This window comes from Arthrobacter sp. StoSoilB20 (assembly GCF_019977295.1).
Lineage (GTDB): Bacteria > Actinomycetota > Actinomycetes > Actinomycetales > Micrococcaceae > Arthrobacter > Arthrobacter nicotinovorans_A.
Map to the genome: position 1 here is coordinate 3,321,427 of NZ_AP024651.1, position 20,300 is coordinate 3,341,726.

16 protein-coding genes are annotated in these 20,300 nt (G+C 63.2%); 4 read left to right on the forward strand and 12 right to left on the reverse strand.

Annotation, left to right across the window (positions count from 1 at the left end):
- Positions 1-173: 173 nt before the first annotated feature.
- On the forward strand, positions 174-824 hold the full coding sequence (locus tag LDN85_RS15080) for a hypothetical protein (RefSeq protein WP_223943440.1): 651 nt from the start codon (positions 174-176) through the stop codon (positions 822-824).
- Here LDN85_RS15080 and LDN85_RS15085 read toward each other — a convergent pair.
- From LDN85_RS15085 to LDN85_RS15100, 4 genes are all read right to left on the reverse strand, one after another.
- A complete protein-coding gene (locus LDN85_RS15085; RefSeq protein WP_223943441.1) occupies positions 821-2,719 on the reverse strand; it encodes an ABC transporter ATP-binding protein in 1,899 nt (632 codons plus the stop codon). The genes LDN85_RS15080 and LDN85_RS15085 overlap by 4 nt on opposite strands.
- An 88-nt stretch (positions 2,720-2,807) precedes the next feature.
- Positions 2,808-4,319, reverse strand: coding sequence for an IMP dehydrogenase (gene guaB, locus LDN85_RS15090; RefSeq protein WP_026539869.1), 1,512 nt, complete (start codon positions 4,317-4,319; stop codon positions 2,808-2,810).
- Between the two features lie 200 nt (positions 4,320-4,519).
- Positions 4,520-6,598, reverse strand: a complete 2,079-nt coding sequence (locus LDN85_RS15095; protein WP_223943442.1) for an acyltransferase family protein — start codon at positions 6,596-6,598, stop codon at positions 4,520-4,522.
- Positions 6,595-8,652, reverse strand: coding sequence for an acyltransferase family protein (locus LDN85_RS15100; protein WP_223945473.1), 2,058 nt, complete (start codon positions 8,650-8,652; stop codon positions 6,595-6,597). Before LDN85_RS15100 ends, LDN85_RS15095 begins: the two co-directional genes overlap by 4 nt.
- A gap of 238 nt (positions 8,653-8,890) precedes the next feature.
- On the opposite strand from LDN85_RS15100, the gene LDN85_RS15105 reads away from it, so the two are divergent.
- Positions 8,891-9,868 (forward strand): DUF389 domain-containing protein, encoded by a 978-nt coding sequence (locus tag LDN85_RS15105; RefSeq protein ID WP_223943443.1) that lies wholly within the window; start codon positions 8,891-8,893, stop codon positions 9,866-9,868.
- On the opposite strand, the gene LDN85_RS15110 is transcribed toward LDN85_RS15105, so the two are convergent.
- The 5 genes from LDN85_RS15110 to LDN85_RS15130 all read right to left on the reverse strand — a co-directional run bounded on the left by LDN85_RS15110 (position 9,781) and on the right by LDN85_RS15130 (position 15,475).
- On the reverse strand, positions 9,781-10,941 hold the full coding sequence (locus LDN85_RS15110; protein WP_223943444.1) for an FAD-dependent oxidoreductase: 1,161 nt from the start codon (positions 10,939-10,941) through the stop codon (positions 9,781-9,783). The genes LDN85_RS15105 and LDN85_RS15110 overlap by 88 nt on opposite strands.
- A gap of 173 nt (positions 10,942-11,114) precedes the next feature.
- On the reverse strand, positions 11,115-12,749 hold the full coding sequence (locus LDN85_RS15115) for a helix-turn-helix transcriptional regulator (protein ID WP_091549983.1): 1,635 nt from the start codon (positions 12,747-12,749) through the stop codon (positions 11,115-11,117).
- A gap of 175 nt (positions 12,750-12,924) precedes the next feature.
- Positions 12,925-14,538, reverse strand: coding sequence for a chaperonin GroEL (gene groL / locus LDN85_RS15120; RefSeq protein WP_026539865.1), 1,614 nt, complete (start codon positions 14,536-14,538; stop codon positions 12,925-12,927).
- 86 nt (positions 14,539-14,624) lie between these two features.
- Positions 14,625-14,921 (reverse strand): co-chaperone GroES, encoded by a 297-nt coding sequence (gene groES, locus LDN85_RS15125; protein ID WP_011775524.1) that lies wholly within the window; start codon positions 14,919-14,921, stop codon positions 14,625-14,627.
- A 191-nt stretch (positions 14,922-15,112) separates the two neighbouring features.
- Positions 15,113-15,475: a hypothetical protein gene (locus LDN85_RS15130; RefSeq protein WP_223943445.1), complete on the reverse strand. Its 363-nt coding sequence runs from the start codon at positions 15,473-15,475 to the stop codon at positions 15,113-15,115.
- Between the two features lie 67 nt (positions 15,476-15,542).
- Between LDN85_RS15130 and LDN85_RS15135 the strand changes: the two genes are divergently transcribed.
- Positions 15,543-16,772: a class I SAM-dependent methyltransferase gene (locus tag LDN85_RS15135; RefSeq protein WP_223943446.1), complete on the forward strand. Its 1,230-nt coding sequence runs from the start codon at positions 15,543-15,545 to the stop codon at positions 16,770-16,772.
- 4 nt (positions 16,773-16,776) lie between these two features.
- Here LDN85_RS15135 and LDN85_RS15140 read toward each other — a convergent pair whose 3' ends face one another.
- Genes LDN85_RS15140 through LDN85_RS15150 form a run of 3 tightly spaced genes read right to left on the reverse strand, consistent with a single transcriptional unit; the run spans position 16,777 to position 18,941 of the window.
- Complete coding sequence (locus LDN85_RS15140) at positions 16,777-17,589, reverse strand: shikimate 5-dehydrogenase (RefSeq protein ID WP_223943447.1); 813 nt, start codon at positions 17,587-17,589, stop codon at positions 16,777-16,779.
- 51 nt (positions 17,590-17,640) lie between these two features.
- Positions 17,641-17,763: a type B 50S ribosomal protein L36 gene (gene ykgO, locus LDN85_RS15145; RefSeq protein WP_223943448.1), complete on the reverse strand. Its 123-nt coding sequence runs from the start codon at positions 17,761-17,763 to the stop codon at positions 17,641-17,643.
- A gap of 29 nt (positions 17,764-17,792) precedes the next feature.
- A complete protein-coding gene (locus LDN85_RS15150) occupies positions 17,793-18,941 on the reverse strand; it encodes a GTP-binding protein (RefSeq protein WP_223943449.1) in 1,149 nt (382 codons plus the stop codon).
- Positions 18,942-19,123: 182 nt separating this feature from the next.
- Here LDN85_RS15150 and LDN85_RS15155 point away from each other — a divergent pair, with 182 nt between their 5' ends.
- A complete protein-coding gene (locus tag LDN85_RS15155) occupies positions 19,124-20,275 on the forward strand; it encodes a glutamate--cysteine ligase (RefSeq protein ID WP_026539860.1) in 1,152 nt (383 codons plus the stop codon).
- Positions 20,276-20,300: the final 25 nt, after the last annotated feature.

The following is a 20,300-nucleotide window of genomic DNA, read 5'->3' on the forward strand; positions in this document are numbered from 1 at the left end:
TTTACTGGACCCCTCCCGGAACCCCGATTCGGCAAATAAAGTAAAAACTTCATAAAGTGTGCCAAGCACATCATTGAAGGGGGACCCATGACGCCTGGATTCTACCGAGCCGGCATTGAGCCACCGGGATTGCCGACCGGAAAACTCCGGGCAGCCCTGGAGCAGTATCCCGCGTGAGCTACCAGACAGGCCCAGCCCCTCTCCCCCACGCCGCCCGGCCCCTGGACTATTGGCTATCGACCGAACTCGCGGCAATAACCCCTGCCGGTGCCCGCTCCCGGCTTCGGGAGATCGCTGATGCGAGAGGTTCCTACATGGGCGCTTGGGCCGCCGGCATTGGCATGGGGGCAGTCCTCATCCTCCTGGGCGTCATCCTCGCCATCCGGTTGGGCACGCTGGTGCCAGTTCCTTCCTTCGGCCTCCCCGGAGCGGCAATCACCGTACTCTGCTCCGTCTTCTACGCACGGGTGCGCGACCGGTTGCCGCGAACTGGCCGGTTGATCGTCAATCGTGGGCCCGGGAACTTGCGTGGCGCGTTGTCATTCGCAGGGTTCGTCCTGGTCGTTTTCATCGGACTGTTCGCCTTCACGGCCAAACCGTCCACATGGCAGGATCCTGCCGCGTTGCTGACCCTGGCCGCGGTTATTACGTTCATGGTGTGCCTCCTTGTGGCGGCAATCATCGTCCCGGCCACCATCGCGGGCCGTTCGAGGGAGTCGCTTCGCCGCAAAGCTGCAGCCGATCCCCATTTCCGGGCGCTGCTGGAACAGGACCTCGCTACGTGGCGTGATCCTTACGGCGATGCAGGATACGGACCTCTCTAGGTCTCAGGAGCCGTCCGGCTGGTCTCGTCCACTGATAGCTGGGACTCGAACATCCGGAAATACCGGCCACGAAGCGCAACCAGTTCCTTGTGGGTGCCCTGCTCGGCGATGCGTCCGTCTTCGAGCATGTAGACGATGTCCGCCTTTTCAATGGTGGCGAGGCGGTGGCTGATGGCGATGATGGTGCTGCTGCGGTCAGCAAAAAGCCTTGTGAAGATCCGGTGTTCGGCCAGGGCATCAATGGCAGAGGTGGGCTCATCCATCACCATGAACGAGGCGTCACGATAGAAGTTGCGGGCCATCGCCAGCCGCTGCCATTGTCCGCCTGAGAGCCCGCTTCCCTTGCGCCCGCGCGGATCCTCCATCCAGTTGCTGACGTGGTTCTCCAGTCCATTGGGCAGTTTGTTGATGAATTCCATGGCCTCGGCGTCTGAAGCTGCCCTGCGGATACGAAGGTCATCGCGGGGCAGGTCCACGTCCCCGAGGTAGATGTTTTCGGCCGCGGTGGCGAATTCGTACTTCAGGAATTCCTGGCTCAGGACCGCCAGGTGCCGGTGCCAACTGGTCACATCAACCCCGGCCAGGTCCTTGCCGTCCAACAGGACCTGACCGGAATCAGGCTTGTACAAACCGGCCAGGATCCGGATCAGCGTGGACTTGCCGGCGCCGTTCTCCCCCACGATTGCGATGTGCTGGCCCGCCCTGATGGTCATCGAAATGCCCTTGATGACCTCGATCTCGCTGCCCGTGTAACTGAACCGGATGTCCCGCATTTCCACCATGGAGGGCGAGGATGCAAGCGGTGGTTCGTGCCCGCTGGGTACCGGCAAGGCCATGAACAACTCGTAGTCCTTGAGGTTGGCCAGATCTTCGTCAATGGAGCTGAGCGAGGACACCAGGTTGTTGGCCGTGGACAGTGCGCGGCTGACGATCTGTTGGACATAAAGGAACTGGCCAACGGGCTGGGCCCTGGCGATAATCTGCCCGACCACCCAGATCAGCGACACCACCTCGGCACCATATTGGAGGGCATCGGCCGCGAGCTGTTTGGGAATGTACCGTTTTTGGAAGTCCAGGCGCCTGCGCTCATCGGCGTCCCTCAACCGGGAGCGAAGGTCCATCAGATATCCAACGATGCCGTACAGCCGCATCTCGGCGATGTGCTGGGGCCGCAGGAGGTTCTGCTCGATCATCCGCCGTTGGCGCCGGGAATCAACCTGGGTGTTCCAGTGGGCGATCTGTTCACGGGAGAGCTTGAACTGGAGGTAGACGCTGGGAACGATCGCGACCAGGACGATCACGGCGATCCACCAGCTCACCAACAACAACGCACCGATGGCGAGGATCACCGAGACGAGCTGGGTGAAGATGGCCGCTATCCGGTCCAGGACGCGGGCATAGGAGTCGGAGAACCGCTTGGCACGGTCGTAGAGGTCCACCGTCTCTTTGTCGTCATAGCGCCAGAATTCAAGGGCCAGGAATCGCTGGTACATCATGTCGCCCACGATCGCGCCGACTTTGAAGCTCATGAGCTGCTGGATATAGCGGTCCACGCTGCTGAAGGCACCCCAGAACAACCCCAGCGCAGCGGTGATGATGACGTACAGGATGGCCTGCGGACCGGCGTCGGGATCCCCTGCGTAACCGGCCGCCAGGGCGGTAGTGGTCAACGCGGCGAAGTAGGTGGTCACCAGCGGCAGGGTGGCCGAAATGACCGAACCGAGGACTTTCATGATGACCGCCACCGGTGAGGCTTTGAAGCTGACCTTCAGGACCTGCCCGACGGCGCGTGCGTACGGCCGCAAGGCCAGCTTGCGCGGCGGCGGTTTGCCGGGTTGGACAGGGGTCACCCGAAGTGACTCCGGGTGCCGCGGTTGCGCGGGCTTCTCTGACATGTGCCCAGCCTATTCCCGTGCGCCGACATTGATGCTTCTAGGTTAAACAACTGTTCCCCGCGGAAATTCCGCGGGGAACAGTATCTGTTTAGCGGGAGCCGTAGTTGGGGGCTTCCACCGTCATTTGGATGTCGTGCGGGTGCGATTCCTTCAGGCCGGCCGGGGTGATGCGGACGAACTTGCCGCGGGCCTTGAGCTCGGGAATGGTGGGGGCACCGGTGTAGAACATGGTCTGGCGGAGTCCGCCCACCAGCTGGTAAGCCACCGAAGCCAACGGGCCCCGGAAAGCCACACGGCCTTCGATGCCCTCCGGGATGAGCTTGTCGTCACCGGAGACGTCGGCCTGGAAGTAGCGGTCCTTGGAGTAGGACGTGTTCTTGCCGCGGGACTGCATGGCGCCCAGGGAGCCCATGCCGCGGTAGCTCTTGAACTGCTTGCCGTTGACGAAGATGAGTTCGCCCGGGGACTCTTCACAGCCGGCCAGGAGGGATCCGAGCATGACGGTATCGGCGCCGGCAACCAGCGCCTTGCCGATGTCGCCCGAGTACTGGAGGCCGCCGTCGGCGATCAGCGGAACGCCGGCAGGGATCGCAGCCTTGGCGGACTCGTAGATCGCGGTTATCTGCGGGACACCGACTCCGGCCACCACACGGGTGGTGCAGATGGAGCCCGGGCCCACGCCCACCTTGATGCCGTCGGCACCGGCGTCGATAAGTGCCTGGGCACCCTCACGGGTGGCGGCCTGTCCGCCGATGATGTCCACGTGGGCAGCAATCGGATCGGACTTCAGCCGGCGGATCATATCCAGCACGCCTTGCGAGTGGCCGTTGGCCGTGTCAACGAACAGCGCATCCACGCCGGCGTCGATCAGCTTCATGGCGCGCTCCCAGCCGTCGCCGAAGAAGCCGATTGCTGCGCCCACGCGGAGGCGGCCTTCGTCGTCCTTGGTGGCCAGCGGATACTGCTCTGCCTTGGTGAAGTCCTTGGTGGTGATGAGGCCCTTCAGGCGGCCCTGCTCGTCAACCAGGGGGAGCTTTTCGATCTTGTTGGTGGCGAGCTTGTGCGAGGCTTCCTCGCGGCTGATGCCCACGTGCCCGGTGATGAGGGGCATCTTGGTCATGGCGTCGCTGACGCTGCGGAGCGGGAATTCCGATTCCGGAATGAAGCGGGTGTCGCGGTTGGTCACGATGCCCAGCAGGCGCCCGTCGGTGTCCACCACGGGGAGGCCCGAAACACGGTAGCGGGAGCAGAGTTCATCCAATTCCTGCAACGTGGCCTGCGGGCCGATGGTCAGCGGGTTGGTGATCATCCCCGATTCGCTGCGCTTGACGCGGTCCACGTGCTCGGCCTGGTCATCGATGGACAGGTTGCGGTGAACCACGCCCAAACCGCCCTGGCGGGCCATGGCGATGGCCATGCGGGACTCGGTCACCGTGTCCATCGCTGCGGACAACAGCGGCGTCTGGACGGAAATTCGCTTGGAGATCCGGGAGGAGGTGTCGGCGTCGGACGGGATGACGTCGGTGTGGCCCGGGAGCAACAGGACGTCGTCGTACGTCAGGCCAACAAAGCCAAAGGGATCGTGTTCGGGCTGGGTCATGAGTGTGCGCCTCTTACCTGGGTTCCGGGGGCTTAACTGGTAGGGGTTGCAACTGATGACCAGCCCGTCATTACGGGACTGGCCTGTGCATAAGGTACCTGTGCGGAAATTGCGTGTGCAGAAGGTATTGGATAAATACTAGAACCTTCGCGCCGATCGCCATATTCCGCGAAGGCCCAGTGTGAGCAACGGCACTGGACTTAGCTGCCGGACCACCCCGTGGCAGCCAGGAGCCGCTGCTCGAACATGGGGATCATGCTTTGCACGTAGGTTTTGGTCAGATGGTTGTCATCTTTGTAGACGTAGACATTGCCCACCACTGCCGGGCAGGTGCCTTGCTCGCAGATGAAGTCGCTCATATCCATCAGGTAGAGCCGGTCCACTTTGCCCACGTAGTCGTCCAGGGGCGAGGACGCGGCCAGGGACTCCTCAAGCGGGGCATTGCAGTCAGGGGAATCCGGGCCCTTCTTCTGCACGCACTCTGGCATGTTGATGCTGAACCGGGGGTTGTCGCGGACGCCCACAACGTCAATTCCGGCATCGGTGAAGGGTTGGATCCCTTCGAGGTAGCCAGGGACTTCAGTCTCGAAAGGTGCCGTGGCATGGGTCAGCGAGGCCACAGTGAACACAGCATCGGGCCGGTGTTCCATGACGTAGGCAGCACTCGCCTTGTTGAACTCGTTGCATTCGGCGGTCCGTTCGGGAGATTCCGCGCCAAAGCGGCAACTGCCCTTCAACAGCGTCACTACTTCCCACCCGTGCTGTTTGGCGATCGGCCCCAGCGCAGCCATGTACTGCTGGGCGTGCGAGTCGCCAAGCACCACGATCTCCTTGGTAACTTCCTCGGGTTCGTCGTTTTGCAGGCATCCCTCCAGCAAGGGATCCGAGGGCACGTTGTCCCCCGTGCACAGCCCGTCAATATCAGCCCATTCGTCCTTCATCGCAGCCGGCGCCGGGATGATCATCGCCTCCTGGGTGGGTTCGCCGACGAACTCCGGAGACAGCGCGGCCGCGCCTGGGGTCAGTTCCTTGGGCTGGCCGGCGATCGCGGCACTTTCGGAGGCGATGGCCCCCTGCCAGGCGGTGACGGGCAGCGCCAGCAACGCACCGCAGGCGGCAATGACGACGGCGGCACGCCAGGACCGGACGTCAGGCCACTCCCAGCGGCGCAGGGGAACTTCGACGTACTTGGTGGTCGCGAGGGCGAGCACCATGGACGCGGCCATGATCCCCAACCCCTGAAGGAGGTTCGGCGATGTGGTGCCGGAAACCAGCAGGAAGAACACCAGGACCGGCCAGTGCCACAGGTAAAGGGCATAGGAGTTGTCCCCCACCACAACCAGCGGACGTGAGCTGAGGATCCGGTCCACGCCGAAACGGCTCCCGCTCTGTCCGGCAATGATCACCGCTGCTGCGGCCAGGGTAGGCCAAAGCGCAATGAAACCAGGGAATGAACGGTCAACGGTAAGGACCAGCCCGCAGGCCAGCATCGCTGTGATTCCTGCCCAGCCAAGGAAAACGCGGAGTCGTCGTCCGGGCTTGAGGTAGGGAAGAGCAAGGGCAAGCATGGAACCAAGGGCGAATTCCCACAGGCGGGCACGGGTATCAAAGTACGCTACCGCCTGGTTGTTGGTGGTTTCCTCGATGGAGAACATCAGGGACGCAGCGAAGATGAGCCCGAACACCCAAAAGAGGATGGTCCGATGGGAGACGGCCTTCCGGGCGGGGAATAGCCTGGCCAGCTGCGGCTGCAGCAACGCAACACCGGCGAAGACCAGCGGCCACAGGACAAAGACCTGTCCTTGGACGGACAGGGACCAGAAGTGCTGGAGCGGGCTCGCCCCTGAATGGTCCTGTGCGTAGTAGTCAACGGCTGTGTCAGCCAGTTGCCAGTTCTGCCGGTACAGCAGCGAAGCCCACGCCTCGGCAAGGACATCGGGCCAGCGGCTTTGCGGAATGAAGGCCCAGGTGGCGGTCAGGACTCCCAACAAAACCACGACGACGGCGGGCAGCAGCCGCTTGAAGACGTGCAGCCAATGCTGCAGGAGCCTCAATGGCTTCCCGTTCTCGAGTTTGCGCGTAAAGGACAGGGTGAGCAGGAAGGCCGAGATGAGCAGGAATACGTCCACTCCACCCGAGACGCGGCCAAGCCAGATGTGGTACGCCGCAACCATCACCACAGCCAGGGCGCGCAGGCCCTGGACTTCCGGACGGAAGCCGGGTTTCGGCGTCGTGCGTTTCTTCCCGGCGGGTGCCGCCGCTGTAGGCGTGTCCATCATCGCTGCCACCCCGTAGCGGCAAACCACCTTTCCTCAAACATTTCAGCCATGCTGGTGACGTATGTCCTGGACAGGTGGTTGTCGTCCAGATACACGAACACGTTTCCCACCACGCTGGGGCAAGTGATGCCGTCGCAGAGGAGGTCGGTCATGTCCAGGAAGGCCGCGTTGCCGAATGTTCCCTGCACTGCCGCGAAGGGGCTTTCAGCGGCAAGGACCTCTGGCTGGTCGGACTTGCAGTCGGCACTGTCCACGCCCTTGGACAAGGCACACTCGGTGACGTTGTAGTCGTAACGGGGGTTGTCGCGGATGGCCACCACCTCAATGCCCAAATCGTTGAAGTTGGTCACGGTCTGGTCAAAGCCGTAGATCAACTGCTCATCCGGCGAGGACGGGGACGCCATGGTTCCCACCATGAAAACTGTGTCCGGAGACTTTTCCGCCGCGTACCGGAAAGCGGCAGCATTGAAGTCATTGCAACCGGCGTCGGCGTCCGGGTTCTCCGGCATGAAGTGGCATCCGCCCAGCAACAGCGCAGTCACTTTCCAGTGCTCCGCCTCCGCCAGCGGAGCAAGGGCAGCAAGCCACTGCTGGGAATGGGAGTCGCCCAACACCAGGATCTCCCGGTCAGCGTCCTCCCCCACATCGTTCTGCTGGCACTTGTCCTGCAATTGCTTGTCCCCGGGCTTGGCATCGCCCTCGCACGGGCCGGACAACGTTGCCCAGTCTTCCGGAAGCTGCTCAGCGGTGGGCAGTGTCTTGGCGCCATCGCTGACCAGGTCCACGTAACCGGGAACCAGCGCGTGGGCGCCGGGGTTGTCATTGAATGCCTGCGCCTGGGCGGCTTTGAGGTCCAGGTCCTGCTTGTATTGGAACCCCAGCAGTGGTGCGCACGCCACGGCCAGGCACGCTGCAATCGCGATGACCGAACGGCGGCGCTTGACCTCAGGCCATTTCCATTCCCGGAACGGCTTCTCCACGTACTTGGTGGTCAGGAACGCCAGGACCAGGGACAAAGCAATGATCACTGTTCCCGAGAGCCAGCCGGCATGGTCCTTGCCACTCCAGGCCAAGGCGATCACCAGGATGGGCCAGTGCCACAGGTACAGGGCGTAGGAATTGTCACCGAGCCGGACCAGGAACTTTGAACTGAGGATCCTGTCCACGCCCAAACGGCTCCCGCTCTGGCCCGCAGCAATCACGGCAACCGCGGCCAGCGTAGGCCACAGCGCAACGAACCCGGGAAATGCCGTCTGCACCTGAAGCAGGACACCGCAGCTGAGCATGGCCGCGACGCCAACCCATCCCATGACCACGCGCACTGGCTTGGCGAAGTTCAAACCCGGGAGAACCAGCGCCAGCAACGTGCCCAGGGCGAACTCCCAGAGGCGCGCAAAGGTATCGAAGTACGCCACTGCCTGGTTGGTGGCCGTGAAGATGACGGAGTACGTCAAGGAAAGAGCAAAGATGACCGCAAAAACGTAGGCGAGGGTGGCCCTGTACCTGAGGCTGAACCGGCGGCAAAGAACTGCGACGGTGGCAAAAATGACAGGCCACAGAATGAACACCTGGCCCTGGATGGAAAGGGACCAGAAGTGCTGCAGCGGGCTGGCCAGGCTGTGGTCGGTTGCGTAGTAGTTGACGGCCAGGCCCTGAAGGAGCCAGTTCTCGAAGTAGAACAGCGATGCCCACGCCTGGTGGACCACCTCCACCCAGCGTGTGGGCGGAAGCAAGGCGAACGTCGCCGCCAGCGTAGCAAGGAGTACCACCACGACGGCGGGAAGCAGCCGCCGGAACAGGTGCAGCCAGTGCCGCACAAGATCCATGGGGCGGCCCTGTTTAAAACGGCCGGTGAACTGCAGCGTCATAAGGAAGGCAGAGATCAGGAGGAAGACATCCACGCCTCCGGAAACCCGGCCGATCCAGATGTGGTAACTGACCACCATCAGGACGGCGAGCGACCTCAGACCTTGGATCTCAGGGCGGAATTTCGACTTTGCAACGGGTCCGGAAGGCCGCCTGCCGGCGCGGGCAGGTGCTGGGAGCGTTGGCATAGTCACGTTAGGCAGTTCCTCAAAAGCTGTGGCACAAAGCATCAATCATACGCGGGTTGGCGGCCCCAACCCAGTCGGGACCCTTCCCGGGACCGGTCTTCATAGGTCAATCAGGACCGATCCCGCTCTGCATTTTCCCTGTCCATCCTGTGCGTGGCGTGTGCGTGGCCTGTGCCTGAATGGCTGGAAAGGGAACCGGACGCAACTACGCTGGAGCCGGGTCGACGGAAGGAACCCCATGATCGTACAGTTGCGCATCTGCGTGCCGGAGGAGTTGGCCGATGCCGTCCTTCAATGCTGCTCCGGCCAGACCGGAACTGCGGAGGTAGCCGTCTTCAAGGGCGCCTCGGTGATCCCTCCCGGCGACGTGATGACTGTCCAAATTGCCCGGGAATCCGCGGAAGAACTGATAGAACGGCTGCACGCCCTCAAAGTGCCCGACTACGGGTCGATCTCCATCTCCTCACCGGACCTCGTTCTGTCCGAGCGGGCCGACCACGCCGAGGAAGAGGCTCCCGGTGAATCGGCCGACTCCGTTATCTGGGACGAAGTGTCCACGCAGACGGGCGAAGACTCCAAACTGACATGGAGTTTCCTGGCGTTCCTGGTGATTGCGACTCAGCTGGCCGCCATCGGGATTGTGACCGATTCAACCATCGCCATTGTGGGCGCCATGGTGGTGGGTCCCGAGTTCGGGCCGCTCGCCGCGTTGGCTGTGGGGCTGGTGGAACGGAAGTGGCGGTTGGTACGCGGCTCACTGCTCGCCCTGGCCGTGGGTTTTCCCCTGGCCATGGTGGTTGCTGCTTTGGCCGCATGGGTCTCCGTGCCTCTTGGGTTGTTCCCGGACAACACACTGGAGCAAGGTTCGGCGGTGGAATTCATCTACCATCCAGGTCCGTACTCACTGATCGTGGCCGCATTGGCGGGAGCAGCAGGCATGTTGTCCATGATCAGCCACAGGTCCTCGGCCCTGGTGGGCGTCTTCATCTCTGTCACCACTGTGCCCGCCGCAGGGTACGTTGCCGTGGCCTTGGTCCTGGGCGAATACAGCCAGGCGGCCGGCTCCGCCATGCAACTGGTCCTCAACCTGGTGGGCATCGTCTCAGCAGCCGCTGCCGTGTTGCTGTTTTACCGGGTCATCGGCAAGCGGGTTTCACTGCCCCGGCGGCCATCCCGCTCCGGACGACGTTCCATAGCCAGTCGGCGGGCCAGGTAACGGGCGTCCCGGCATACCCCAGGCAGCGTTGCCGAGGCTGCCGCGAACAGGAACTCCTGGCCGATGAAGTAGACGCCGGGAACCTCGTGGGCCACGCCCCTTGTCTGCAGGGGCTCGCCACGATCGTCAAAGACCGGCAGCTTCACCCATGAGTAATCCTCGTGATAGCCGGTGCACCAGATGACGTTCGCGGCCTCCAGCCGGGTCCCGTCATCCAGAACCGGGACACCATCAGAAATCCCTGCCAGCCTCGGGCCCAACACAACCCCGGCGGCCAGCAGATCCTTGGTCTTGGTCCGGATCAGCGGCGCAGCCATGGACTTGAACCCCGGAGCAGCCTTTCGCCCGATCGGCGTGTTGAGCGTCAGGACGTGGACGCCAAGGAACCTGACCACCGGCAGGGCAAAACGGGCTGCTGCGCGGCCGTGCTTCACAGGCATCTCGCCGCTGGGCCTTCCGGCCAGCACCGTGTGGTGCGAACCGGCAACGTCCAGGGCGATCTCCGCGCCGGAATTCCCAAGACCCACCACCAGCACAGTTCCGTCCCGCAGTTGCCCGGGGTTCTTGTAGTCCTGTGAATGGAATTGGAGAACCCCGGGATCCAGCTCTCCTGCGAACGCAGGCCGTTGAGGCAGACGGTGTCCGCCGGTGGCAATCACCACATTGTGCGAGCGCCACGTATGCTCGGCCGCCCGGACAACGAAACCTCCACCCTCGGCCCTGATTTCCTCTACGTGAACGCCGGCCAAGAAAGGAAGGTCAAAGCGGCGGACATAGTCCTCCAGATAATCGGCCAGTTGGTCTTTTGTTGGGAAAGCAAGGCGGTCTCCGGGGAAGGGCCAGCCCGGAAGCCCGTCATATTTGGCGGGTGTGAACAGCTTGAGGGAGTCCCAGCGCTGACGCCAGGCATCTCCTGGCCGTGGGTTCTGATCCACTATGAGGAAGTTCCGGCCTTCCCTGGCCAACCAGTACGCGAGTGCGAGTCCGGCCTGGCCACCGCCCACGATCACGGTGTCCAAGTCGGTGTGCTGCTGGACTGTGTTCGTCTGGTCTGGTTGCTGCTGCGAGTCCATGGCTGGTCTTCCTTCCGTTCTTGGATCTTGGGGGTCCTGATACAGCCAAGCTACGATCCCAGCGCCTCCCTCCGCGTCGGCAGAATGGCCCATTGGCTTCCCAACGACATGGGTAATTCTGCGCATTAGGTGATAGAGCGTCCGGCCGAACGGCAGGGGAAATGAGAGAGGGATCAGTGGATCAAGCCGTGTTCAAAGGCATAGCTGGTGGCAGCTGCCCTGGATGGCACGGAAAGCTTGGAAAGAATGTTGCCCATGTGCCGGGCTACGGTCTTTTCGCTGAGGTACAGCTCCCGGGCGATGGCGCGGTTCGAGTGTCCAGCGGCCACCAGGCGCAGGACTTCCATCTCCCTGCCCGTCAGTGAGGACTGTCCTCTGGGTTTTTCGCCGGCCAGTTCCAGGACTTCCGCCAACGCCGGTGTTGCTCCCAGATCCGCGAACTCGGTTTTTGCCGCTTCGAACTCCATGGCCGCCGAGTCGGGGTCGCCCAGCATGGCGCAGGCACGGCCGGCAAGCACCCGGCATCGGGCTGATTGGTAGGGGGCCTCAAGGCTGTACCAGATCCGCCAAGCACTCCTTGACTGACGGAGGGCAGCTGTGGGGTCGCCCTCGGCCAGGGATACTTGCGCGCCCGCGTGGGAAGCCAGCGCCAATTCCAACGGCCGGCTTTCGTCATGCAGTGGCTCGGATAATTCGTCCGCCAGGGCCCTGGCCGCACCCACGTCCCCCAGTGCCAGTTCAATGTCCACCGCGGCGGGGAGCAAACGGCGGCGATTGACCGTGTCCGCGCCGGCCAAGGCCCGCCGCATAGTGGTTTGGGCTTGGGATTCCTTGTGCTGCGCCAACTGCAGGTACGCGATTCCCGGTACCGGCTCAAAGCCAGTCCCCGCCGCCGTGGCATATGCTTTGGCCGCTTCATCCCAGAATCCTCTGAGGCGCAGGACTTCGGCTTGCTGGTACCAGGCCCCGAACGTCGCATCGGGGTCGCCCTTCCTGACCCTGCCTTCGGCCGAACGCGCCACAGAAAGCGCCTCGTCCCATGCGCCATGCAAGATGAGCAGCTCAGCCCGGTAGGCCTGGCATTGTCCGCTGAACATCACCATGTCCGGGCGTTCCCCGCACCAACGTTCCAACGCCGAAGTCCATTCGTGGGCACGCCGGACATCATGCGAGAGTCGGCAGCTGCCCAGGACCGCGCAGTAGATAATGCCCGAAGGGATGGGAGAGACCTCCCCTGAGGTGACCGAAACCATCACTTCGTCCAGGAGCAGCAGTCCTTCCTCCACCTGTCCAAGGGAAACGCATGAGGTACCCACTCCGAGCCGCCCGAGCGCCTGGAGGTCGTTGTCATGGAAGGATTGGCCCAGATTCAGGGCCCTGCTGAACAGCTCATGGCCGGTCTGGGGGTTGCCGGCACGAAGCGACGCCAGCGCGGCAGGGATGAGGAGGTACCCTTCCGCCGCGCATGGTCCGGCCATGCCGTCCAGCAGGTGCCGGGCACGGGACAACCAGCCGTTGCCACGTGCTTGTTCACCCATGTCCATGAGGAACATGACCAGCCAGGCAGCACAGCGGGCAGCGCTGTCGGTGTCGCCCATTGTCAGGAATTCGTCGTGGGCTCTTGCCAGGTATTCGATGCTCTGGGCGTTCAAGCCAAGCAGCATGGCCACCGAAGCCGCCAGCTCGATGTCCTGGGGCGGGAGGCCGGCCTCGGAATCGGCGCGGGCCAGGCAATCGAGTGCATCGCTCCAGCGGCGCTCACGGAATGCGGAGCGCCCCAGGTCCAAGTTTGTGTCCGGAGCTGTCATGGCCCGCCCCTGCGGGTGGTGGCTGCCCGGTAGATGCCCGAGCCGCCTTGGTAGCGTCAGGTTACCGCCGCCGTCGAACGCCCACAATAGTCTCACCAGGCGGGAGGGGTGCTGCCGGCGGAAACGCACGAAGCCCCGGCCACAAACGTGACCGGGGCTTCAGTAAAACAGGCTGTTAGTGGCTGTGGCCTGCGTGTGCGTCTTCTTCCTCAGCCGGCTTCTCGGCAACCAGGGTCTCGGTGGTGAGAACCAGGGCAGCGATGGAGGCGGCGTTGCGGAGTGCGGAGCGGGTGACCTTGACGGGGTCGATCACGCCGGCGGCGATCAGGTCCTCGTACTCGCCGGACTTGGCGTTGAAACCGTGGTTGGCTTCCAGCTCGGAGACCTTGGCAACAACAACGAAGCCGTCGAAGCCGGCGTTCTGGGCGATCCAGCGCAGGGGCTGGACCAGGGCGCGGCGGACGATGCCCACAGCTGCTGCTGCGTCACCCTCCAGTGCCTTGACGGCCGGGGACTCGTCCAATGCCTTGAGGGCGTGGATGAGAGCGGAACCGCCACCGGAAACGATGCCTTCTTCAAGGGCTGCACGCGTTGAGGAAACGGCGTCCTCGATGCGGTGCTTCTTTTCCTTCAGCTCAACCTCAGTGGCTGCGCCGACCTTGATGACACCGATGCCGCCGGCAAGCTTGGCCAGGCGTTCCTGCAGCTTTTCCTTGTCCCAGTCGGAGTCCGTCCGGGTGAGTTCGGCACGAAGCTGGGCAACACGGTCAGCCACGTCCTGGGCCGAGCCGGCGCCGTCAACGATTGTGGTGTTGTCCTTGGTGACCGTGATGCGGCGTGCGGTACCGAGTACCTCCAGGCCAACGGAGTCCAAGGTCAGGCCGAGGTCCGGGGAAACAACCTGTGCGCCCGTGAGCGTGGCGATGTCCTGGAGCATGGCCTTGCGGCGGTCGCCGAAGCCCGGAGCCTTGACGGCAACAACGTTGAGCGTGCCGCGGATGCGGTTGACGATCAGTGTGGAGAGGGCTTCGCCTTCGATGTCTTCGGCAATGATGAAGAGCGGCTTGTTGGCCTGCAGGGCCTTCTCCAGCAGTGGCAGGAAGTCCTGCAGCGAGGAGATCTTGCCCTGGTTGATCAGGATGAGGGCGTCCTCGAGGACGGCTTCCTGGCGCTCTGCGTCGGTGACGAAGTACGGGGACAGGTAGCCCTTGTCGAACTGCATGCCCTCGGTCAGTACCAGTTCGGTCTGCGTGGTGGAGGACTCTTCAATGGTGATGACACCGTCCTTGCCAACCTTGCCGAACGCTTCGGCGAGGAGCTCGCCGACTTCGTCGCTCTGCGCGGAGATGGCTGCGACGCTGGCAACCTGGGTGCCTTCGACTTCGCGGGCGTTCTCCAGGAGGCGGGCTGCGACGGCTTCAACGGAAACCTCGATGCCGCGCTTGATCTCGCCCGGAGCGGCGCCGGCAGCAACGTTGCGCAGGCCTTCCTTGACCAGGGCCTGTGCCAGCACGGTGGCCGTGGTGGTGCCGTCGCCTGCGACGTCGTTGGTCTTGGTGGCTACTTCCTTGGCCAGCTGTGCGCCAAGGTTCTCGTAGGGGTCATCAAGTTCGACTTCGCGGGCGATGGTCACGCCGTCATTGGTGATCGTGGGAGCGCCCCACTTCTTGTCCAGCACGACGTTGCGGCCGCGCGGGCCAAGCGTCACCTTGACAGTGTTGGCGAGCTTGTCGATACCGGCCTCAAGAGACCGGCGGGCAGCATCGTTAAAAGCAAGCTGCTTTGCCATGGTTGTGTCCTTTCAAGACAGAAAACCCGCACCGCCGGCGGTCGGAAGTGATTTCCAACGTGACGGCGGCGCGGGGCTCCGGGAAGTTACTTTACGACGATCGCAAGGACGTCGCGGGCGGACAGAACGAGGTACTCGTTGCCGCCGGTCTTGACTTCGGTTCCACCGTACTTGGAGTAGATGACGACGTCGCCAACAGCTACGTCAACCGGTACGCGGTTGCCGTTGTCATCGAAGCGGCCGGGGCCGATTGCAACAACTTCGCCTTCCTGCGGCTTCTCCTGTGCGGAGTCCGGAATGACCAGGCCGGAAGCCGTGGTCTGCTCTGCTTCGAGCGGGCGAACAACAATACGATCCTCAAGAGGCTTAATCGAGACCGACACTCGGACTCTCCTTTTCATGAGCTGATTCATGGACTAAGAACTAGGGTGCCGGAGCGTACAACCGTCGTCGCGGTGCCGGAAGACGCTTGGCGTGATTAGCACCCTCCGGGGGAGAGTGCTAACAAGACTCTATGTAAGCGTTAGCACTCGGTCAAGGTGAGTGCCAGCATTTCGTCATGGGTGAACGTCGGTCACCGGCCTGTGAGGTCGTCCAAATCGTAGTTCTGGCCGTCGTCATCCTCATCCAGCGGCGTATTGCCGCGGTTCAGGTACAGGAGCACTCCGGCCGCAACAGCAACGACGCCGGAAATCACCAGGGTGATAATCCCGCCTGTACGGGCGCCGCTGTAGAGCTCGCGGATGCCCCGGGCCTCGTCCGTGGCATCATTGACGCTCTTGCCCGCAACCGAATAGGTGGCCGCGTTGAAGGAATCCAGCGCAAAGATGATGATCAGCAGGCCGATGCAGACCACGGCAATCACGACCCCCGCTATCAGGGCGGGTCGCGCGAACTTCATCACGGTGGAGGGCTGCGGGGCTGCGGTATCTTCCATGCAAACAACCCTATCCGGCTGATTCGTCCGTCACGTTCCCAAGTGCCGCGCCGTTAGGCTTGATGGCATGCCCCACGCACCGCAGGAACAGATCGCACCCTTGCTGACTACTGAAGGATGGGAACTCCTGGCCTCGTTGGGGCCCTACCGCGAGGCTGATGCCTTCAGTGTCAACGCCGACCTCCGCAAGGCCGGCCACTCCCCCGAATTGGTGGCCGCAGTCCTCACGCAATCCCGGCTGCGCACCCGGGCAGAGGCAAAGTTCGGAGAGTTTGCCCGGCAGATGCTGTTCACCCAGGCCGGCTTGGAGCAGGCAACGCGGTTGAACGTGGCCGCCCGGCACGCCGAACGCTTCGTGAAAGCCGGAATCTCCCACGTTGCAGACCTCGGTTGTGGGCTCGGCGCTGATTCAATGGCCATGGCATCCATGGACATTGCTGTCACCGCCGTTGAAATGGATGAAACCACGGCTGCCTGCGCCACCATCAACCTCATGCCTTTCCCGCACGCCACGGTGGTGCACTCGGATGCGACGTCCGTAGAGATGGACGGGATCGACGGCGTGTGGCTGGACCCTGCCCGCCGGACCACCTCAACCTCGGGAACAAAACGCATCTGGGACCCTGAGGCTTTCTCTCCCCCGCTGTCCTTCGTTGAAAAGCTGGCAACTACCGGACGCGCCATCGGCGTCAAAATGGGGCCCGGCATCCCCCATGACTCCGTTCCCTCCGGTTGTGAGGCCCAGTGGGTTTCAGTAGGCGGCGACGTCACCGAAGTGACTTTGTGGTTCAATGCCGTGGCCCGCCCCGGCGTGCGTCGGGCGGCACTGGTCATCGGCAGCCAGGGCGCCGCGGAAATCACCAGCGGCGAGGAGTTCGACGGCGGCCCGGCAGCCGGCGTCGGGCCCGTTGAGGGATTCCTTTACGAACCTGATGGTGCGGTGATCCGCGCAGGGTTGGTGGCCGACGTCGCCGAACGCCTGGGCGGGCACCTGCTGGACGAGCACATCGCCTACATCTGCGCGCCGGAACTGCACGACACTCCTTTTGCCCGCGCCTATAAGGTCCTCGAAGTGATGCCCTACAACGTCAAGGCCCTCAAAGCCTGGGTGAAGACCAAGGGCATCACCGTGCTGGACATCAAGAAGCGCGGCACGGCCGTGACTCCCGAAGAGCTGCGAAAGCAACTGCTTCCAGCCAAACCCGTCAAGGGCAAGGGCGCGAAAACAGCCACCCTGGTCCTCACCAGGATCGGCGAGGACAAAGTGGTTGTCGTGGTGGACCCGGTAAAAGCCTGAGCCGTCAGCGCCGCGAGAACTCCGAGGCCTCGCGGACCTGCCCGGCGCTGGGGCGTACACCCGTGTAAAGCACAAACTGTTCTTCGGCCTGGATGGCGATGACCTCGGCCCCGGTGATGACCTTCTTGCCGGTGTTCCGTGCGGCGGTGATGAGCGGCGTTTCCGAGGGCAGTGCCACGACGTCGAATACCACCTGCGCTGCGGCGATGGTGGCGTCGTCGAAGGCCTGGGCCATTTCGTCCGCACCAGCCATGCCCAGCGGGGTGACGTTGATGATGAGATCCGCTGTTGAGCCGTTGACGTCGTCCTGCCAGCCGAATCCGTAAAGGTCCGCGAGCGCGCGGCCACTGGTTTCGTTGCGCGCCACGATGGTCACTGCAGTAAACCCGGCGTCCCTGAGGGCGGCGGCGACGGCCTTGGCCATGCCCCCGGCACCGCGGAGCAGCACGGTGTGGCTGTTGGGGACCTGATGGTCCTTCAGGAGCCGGGCTATAGCGATGTAGTCGGTGTTGTAGGCGGTGAGGACGCCGTCGTTGTTGACGATGGTGTTCACCGAATCAATCGCTTTGGCTGATGGGTCCATCACGTCAACCAGGGGGATGACGGCTTCCTTGTAGGGCATGGACACCGCGGCACCCCGGATGGGGAGGCCGCGGATGCCAGCCACTGCGAGCGTGATGTCCGCCGGGGCGAATGCCTTGTAGACAAAGTTCAGGCCGAGCAGATCGTAGAGATAGTTATGGAACCTGGTCCCGATGTTGCTGGGCCTGGCCGCCAGCGAAATGCACAGGGACATGTCTTTGTTCAGGATTGGCATTCCCCCATTAAACAACGGCCTTCACGCTCCCGCGTTGATCCCGCGGCCGGGTTAGCCCTGACGCGCCTTCATCCGCGGGTTGTTTTTGTTGATGACGAATGTACGTCCCCGCCTGCGCACAATCTGTGCGCCCGGGATCTTCTTGAGGGCACGCAGTGAGTTCTTGACCTTCATGGTGTTTCTCCTTCTGTTGGGTGTTTGGTTCAGAGGGCGTCGCTGAGTTCCAGGGGGTCCTCCCAGACCCCGGAGTCCAGCTCCATTTCGGCTTCCGTCAGTTGGCATCTGTCCAGAAGCCCGCGGATTTCCGCCGGGTCGATGTCTTCGGAGCGTCCGGTGATGGCCAGCACGGTGCCGCGGTCACCGTGGTGAGGGTGCCAGTCCAGGAAGGCGTCGACGTCGCCGGTTTCCTTGGCGGATTCCGTGCCACGGGCCGCATCAACAGAATCGGCCAGCCAGTTTCCGGTACTTTCCAGCCAGACCCTGGGTCCTATCCCCTGGACGGCGATGCGCCGCGTGGGTGCGGACGCGATCCACAGGCGGCCACGCAGCCAGTGGGTTCCGATCGCCAGTTGCGGCAGTGCGTCCCGGAAGCGCCCCGGGTGCAGGGGGCGGACGGTTTTGTGAAGCACGGTCCGGAAGGGACCCGGCGTTTCGTCCAACGGCACACGCACGACGCCGGGCCGGTTGCGTGCCGCTGCTTCGGCATGGTCAAAGCATCCCGGCCGGAATTCCCCGGCCGGCCCTACGACGTTGGCGTGGGGTGCCAACTGCCCCAGCAGTTCCAGACCAACACGCCAAGGGCCTGATCCTTCACGCTGATCTCCCGTCAGCACCGCTCCGAGTCCCGGGAAGACCATTACGGTATCGACCTGGCCGAACTCACCGATCAGGAATTCGCCGCTGGTGCGCTCGTCCTGGGGCGTGGACGTAAAGCCGGATTCGTAGAGCGTGTGGCGATCCCAGATGTGGTCATCCAGGTCCGCCGCATCAATGGCGAGCACCGCGTTGTCGATCACGGCCGGCCGGCTGAGGCCACGGTGCAGCTCTGCGACGGCCATCCCCGCGGCAACTCCCGGGGGCAGGCCAAGGACCACGTGGTCGAAGCCGCACGCGCCGAGCCGTTCCGCCGTCGGAACAACATCAAGCCGGACGGTGCAGCTGAGGCAACCGTGCTCCAGCACCGTGGTTTCGCGCTCGAAGAGGCGTCCGTCCCGATAGACGCGTCGGAGGACAAGGGAACCGTCAAGGAGATCGTGGAGGACCACCACGGAGTTCTGGTGGGTCCGGCCAAGCCGGATGGTGGCGGCCTCACGGCATTGGCTGTCCAGGGAACTGACGACTGTGAGGTGCATGGGTCGAGTGTATTGCTAATTGTTCTCATTAGCAAATAGTCAAGGATTTCGGGCTGGTTCACGCCGATATCCCGGGGGTTCACGCTGCATTAGACTTGATCCGACCGCTGGCGGCCCCACAGCGGGGAATCGTGCCCGGCTGTGACAAACCAATGCGGGGACTGAAGGACTGAGGGGACTACGTGCAGATTGATTTTGCGCCATCCAGGCAATCGACACTGGGTGTGGAATGGGAGTTGGCGCTCGTCAATGCACGCACCGGAGAACTTGTATCGGTAGCCAACGATGTCCTGAAGGGCGTCGCCGCCAACCACCCGGACCTCAATGAGGACGACGAACACCCCCACATCAAGCGCGAGCTTCTCCTCAATACCGTGGAACTGGTCACCGGCATCTGCGAGACCGTCAAGGACGCAAAGGAAGACCTTGGCAGGTCCCTCGCCGCGGTCCGCGAAGTCACGGATCCCATGGGCGTAGAAGTCTTTTGCGCCGGAAGCCACCCCTTCAGCCCGCCGCTGCTCCAACCCGTCACGGACAAAGAGCGTTACGCCAAACTGATCGAACGGACCCAATGGTGGGGCCGGCAAATGGTCATTTACGGCGTCCACGTCCACGTGGGCATCGACCACCGCGACAAAGTCCTCCCCATCCTGGACGGCTTGGTCAACTACTTCCCGCACTTCCAGGCACTGTCCGCCTCCAGCCCGTACTGGGCAGGGGAAGAAACCGGGTATGCCTCACAGCGCGCCCTCATGTTCCAGCAGCTCCCTACCGCCGGGCTGCCCTTCCAGTTCGAAACCTGGGAGGCGTACGAGTCCTACGTCCAGGACATGTTCACCACGGGAGTGATCGACTCCACGTCCGAGATCCGCTGGGATATCCGGCCCGTCTCCAACCTGGGCACCATCGAAATGCGCATCTGCGACGGCTTGGCAACGCTGGAAGAAGTGGGCGCCATTGCCGCGCTGACCCAGTGCCTGGTGGACGAGTTCTCCTCCACCCTGGACGCCGGCGGCAGCATCCCCACCATGCCGCCCTGGCATGTGCAGGAAAACAAATGGCGTGCCGCCCGGTACGGCATGGAAGCCATCATCATCCTGGATGCCCAAGGCAACGAGCAGTTGGTCACCGAACACCTCGCGGAAACGGTGGCCCGGCTGGAACCGGTGGCAGCAAAGCTCGGGTGTTCCGAAGAGCTCGCCGACGTCCTGAAGATCATCGAACGCGGAGCCAGCTACCAGCGCCAACGCCGCGTCGCTGCTGAACACAACGGCGACCTGCAGGCCGTGGTCATGGACCTGGTACAGCAGATGCGCAAGGGCCCGGACGCGTAATTATCCGGATCACGCGGCCGCCGGT

Excerpts from the sequence above, each read along its gene's own strand:
- guaB (WP_026539869.1), bottom strand. The coding sequence starts at position 4,319 with ATGACCCAGCCCGAACACGATCCCTTTGGCTTTGTTGGCCTGACGTAC.
- LDN85_RS15110 (WP_223943444.1), bottom strand. The coding sequence starts at position 10,941 with ATGGACTCGCAGCAGCAACCAGACCAGACGAACACAGTCCAGCAGCAC.
- LDN85_RS15105 (WP_223943443.1), top strand. The coding sequence starts at position 8,891 with ATGATCGTACAGTTGCGCATCTGCGTGCCGGAGGAGTTGGCCGATGCC.
- LDN85_RS15140 (WP_223943447.1), bottom strand. The coding sequence starts at position 17,589 with ATGCCAATCCTGAACAAAGACATGTCCCTGTGCATTTCGCTGGCGGCC.
- LDN85_RS15095 (WP_223943442.1), bottom strand. The coding sequence starts at position 6,598 with ATGATGGACACGCCTACAGCGGCGGCACCCGCCGGGAAGAAACGCACG.
- LDN85_RS15150 (WP_223943449.1), bottom strand. The coding sequence starts at position 18,941 with ATGCACCTCACAGTCGTCAGTTCCCTGGACAGCCAATGCCGTGAGGCC.
- LDN85_RS15100 (WP_223945473.1), bottom strand. The coding sequence starts at position 8,652 with ATGCCAACGCTCCCAGCACCTGCCCGCGCCGGCAGGCGGCCTTCCGGA.
- LDN85_RS15135 (WP_223943446.1), top strand. The coding sequence starts at position 15,543 with ATGCCCCACGCACCGCAGGAACAGATCGCACCCTTGCTGACTACTGAA.
- groL (WP_026539865.1), bottom strand. The coding sequence starts at position 14,538 with ATGGCAAAGCAGCTTGCTTTTAACGATGCTGCCCGCCGGTCTCTTGAG.
- LDN85_RS15130 (WP_223943445.1), bottom strand. The coding sequence starts at position 15,475 with ATGGAAGATACCGCAGCCCCGCAGCCCTCCACCGTGATGAAGTTCGCG.
- ykgO (WP_223943448.1), bottom strand. The coding sequence starts at position 17,763 with ATGAAGGTCAAGAACTCACTGCGTGCCCTCAAGAAGATCCCGGGCGCA.
- LDN85_RS15085 (WP_223943441.1), bottom strand. The coding sequence starts at position 2,719 with ATGTCAGAGAAGCCCGCGCAACCGCGGCACCCGGAGTCACTTCGGGTG.
- LDN85_RS15115 (WP_091549983.1), bottom strand. The coding sequence starts at position 12,749 with ATGACAGCTCCGGACACAAACTTGGACCTGGGGCGCTCCGCATTCCGT.